Origin of the sequence: Actinoplanes italicus, from assembly GCF_003001815.1 — a bacterium.
Taxonomy (GTDB): domain Bacteria; phylum Actinomycetota; class Actinomycetes; order Mycobacteriales; family Micromonosporaceae; genus Actinoplanes; species Actinoplanes italicus.
In genome coordinates this window covers 1-3478 of record NZ_PVMZ01000057.1, presented here as the reverse complement: position 1 = coordinate 3478, position 3478 = coordinate 1, and the positions used below count along the sequence as shown (strand labels likewise).

Annotated in this window: 2 rRNA genes; both read left to right on the top strand. The window is 56.2% G+C overall.

Going from position 1 to position 3478, the window contains the following annotated elements:
* Positions 1 to 138 precede the first annotated feature (138 nt).
* Positions 139 to 3246: ribosomal RNA gene (locus CLV67_RS50715) — 23S ribosomal RNA — on the top strand.
* Between the two features lie 114 nt (positions 3247 to 3360).
* Positions 3361 to 3477, top strand: a 5S ribosomal RNA gene (rrf, locus tag CLV67_RS50710).
* Position 3478: the final 1 nt, after the last annotated feature.

Genomic DNA, 3478 nt, shown 5'->3' with positions numbered 1-3478 from the left:
CGGGGTTGTTTTTCAATGCCAGGCACAGCCTTGCATTACATACCGGCCACTGTGGTGGTGCTGGTGTTCTGCGGGTGAGGTTGTGGGTTGGTCGTTGGTTGAGAATTGCACAGTGGACGCGAGCATCTTGTTTTCTGTGGATAAGTTGTCAAGGGCGAACGGTGGATGCCTTGGCACCAGGAGCCGATGAAGGACGTGGGAGGCCGCGATAGGCCTGGGGGAGCTGTCAACCTAGCTGTGATCCCAGGGTGTCCGAATGGGGAAACCTGGCACGAGTCATGTCGTGTCATCCACACCTGAATTCATAGGGTGTGTGAGGGGAACGCGGGGAAGTGAAACATCTCAGTACCCGTAGGAAGAGAAAACAACCGTGATTCCGTGAGTAGTGGCGAGCGAAAGCGGATCTAGCCTAAACCTTGTGCGTGTGATAGCTGTCAGGCGTTACGCATGGGGGGTTGTGGGATTCTTTGTTGAGGAGCTGATGATCCTCTGAGGAGTTACAAAGTTAGATGTTAGTTGAACGGCGTGGGAAAGCCGACCGTAGAGGGTGAGAGTCCCGTAAACGAAAATGTCTAGCCTCCTTGAAGAACACCCGAGTAGCAGCGGACCCCTGAAATCTGCTGTGAATCTGCCAGGACCACCTGGTAAGGCTGAATACTTCCTGGTGACCGATAGCGGACAAGTACCGTGAGGGAATGGTGAAAAGTACCCCGGGAGGGGAGTGAAATAGTACCTGAAACCGTTCGCCTACAATCCGTCGGAGCCTTTAGGGGTGACGGCGTGCCTTTTGAAGAATGAGCCTGCGAGTTAGTGGCATGTGGCGAGGTTAACCCGTGTGGGGTAGCCGTAGCGAAAGCGAGTCTGAATAGGGCGCTTTTAGTCGCATGTTCTAGACCCGAAGCGGGGTGATCTAGCCATGGGCAGGTTGAAGCGTGGGTAAGACTGCGTGGAGGACCGAACCCACCAACGTTGAAAAGTTGGGGGATGACCTGTGGTTAGGGGTGAAAGGCCAATCAAACTCCGTGATAGCTGGTTCTCCCCGAAATGCATTTAGGTGCAGCGTCGCGTGTTTCTTGCCGGAGGTAGAGCACTGGATGGTCTAGGGGGCCCACAAGCTTACTGAAATCAGCCAAACTCCGAATGCCGGTAAGTGAGAGCGCGGCAGTGAGACTGCGGGGGATAAGCTTCGTAGTCGAGAGGGAAACAGCCCAGATCGCCAGCTAAGGCCCCTAAGCGTGTGCTAAGTGGAAAAGGATGTGGGATCGCATGGACAACCAGGAGGTTGGCTTAGAAGCAGCCATCCTTTAAAGAGTGCGTAATAGCTCACTGGTCAAGTGGTTCCGCGCCGACAATGTAGCGGGGCTCAAGCACACCGCCGAAGCTGTGGCATTGACGCTTTGCTCGGTTACGTGATTCGTCATGTAATCCAGGCGCGTTGATGGGTAGGGGAGCGTCGTATGGCGGGTGAAGCGGCGGAGTGATCCAGCCGTGGACGCCATACGAGTGAGAATGCAGGCATGAGTAGCGAATGAAGGGTGAGAACCCCTTCCGCCGGATGACCAAGGGTTCCAGGGCCAGGCTAATCCGCCCTGGGTGAGTCGGGGCCTAAGGCGAGGCCGAGAGGCGTAGTCGATGGATAACGGGTTGATATTCCCGTACCCGCAAAGAAGCGCCCAAGACGAACCTCATAGTACTAACCACGCAAAGCGCCGGCGGTCTTCGGACCAAGGGTGTGGAGTCTGGGACCTCTGTGGGTAGTAGTTTAGCGATGGGGTGACGCAGGAAGGTAGATGATCCCGGCCGGTGGTTGTGCCGGGGTAAGCGTGTAGGCCGTGTCATAGGCAAATCCGTGACACATGTAGGCTGAGACGTGATGCCGAGCCGTTCTGGTGAAGTCATTGATCCTATGCTGCCGAGAAAAGCCTCTAGCGAGCTTCGAGCGGCCCGTACCCCAAACCGACACAGGTGGTCAGGTAGAGAATACCGAGGCGACGGGTGAACTGTGGTTAAGGAACTCGGCAAATTGCCCCCGTAACTTAGGGAGAAGGGGGGCCGGACGCGTGAAGCCACTTGCTGGTGGAGCGTGGTATGGCCGCAGAGAGCAGGGGGAAGCGACTGTTTACTAAAAACACAGGTCCATGCCAAGTCGTAAGACGATGTATATGGACTGACGCCTGCCCGGTGCTGGAACGTTAAGGGGACCTGTTAGCTCTTCGGGGCGAAGCGGAGAACTTAAGCGCCAGTAAACGGCGGTGGTAACTATAACCATCCTAAGGTAGCGAAATTCCTTGTCGGGTAAGTTCCGACCTGCACGAATGGCGTAACGACTTCCCCACTGTCTCAACCACAGGCCCGGCGAAATTGCAGTACGAGTAAAGATGCTCGTTACGCGCGGCAGGACGGAAAGACCCCGGGACCTTTACTATAGCTTGACATTGGTATCTGAATTTAATTGTGTAGGATAGGTGGGAGCCGGTGAAGCTCGGACGCCAGTTCGGGTGGAGGCGCTGTTGAAATACCACTCTGTTGGGTTTGGGTATCTAACTTGCGGCCCTGATCGGGTCGAGGGACAGTGTCTGGTGGGTAGTTTAACTGGGGCGGTTGCCTCCTAAAGGGTAACGGAGGCGCCCAAAGGTTCCCTCAGCCTGGTTGGCAATCAGGTGTTGAGTGTAAGTGCACAAGGGAGCTTGACTGTGAGACTGACGGGTCGAGCAGGGACGAAAGTCGGGACTAGTGATCCGGCACTTGCGTGTGGAAGCGGTGTCGCTCAACGGATAAAAGGTACCCCGGGGATAACAGGCTGATCTTCCCCAAGAGTCCATATCGACGGGATGGTTTGGCACCTCGATGTCGGCTCGTCGCATCCTGGGGCTGTAGCAGGTCCCAAGGGTTGGGCTGTTCGCCCATTAAAGCGGTACGCGAGCTGGGTTTAGAACGTCGTGAGACAGTTCGGTCCCTATCCGCCGTGCGCGTTGGATACTTGAGAAGGGCTGTCCCTAGTACGAGAGGACCGGGACGGACGAACCTCTGGTGTGCCAGTTGTTCCGCCAGGAGCATGGCTGGTTGGCTACGTTCGGAAGGGATAACCGCTGAAAGCATCTAAGCGGGAAGCCTGCTTCGAGATGAGGTATCCCACCACCTTGAGTGGGTAAGGCTCCCAGCTAGACTACTGGGTTGATAGGCCGGAGATGTAAGCACGGTAACGTGTTGAGTTGACCGGTACTAATAGGCCGAGGGCTTATCTACTTTATACATTGCGCTTGCGTCCACTGTGTGATTCACAGCAAACGAACAACCACCCCAGCCCGGGAAGGATTTCCGGGGTCAGGGTTGCTGGTTTGTTCTACCGCTGACGGCTGTTTCGGTGGTCATAGCGGAGGGGAAACGCCCGGTTACATTCCGAACCCGGTAGCTAAGCCCTCCAGCGCCGATGGTACTGCACTCGGGAGGGTGTGGGAGAGTAGGACGCCGCCGGACT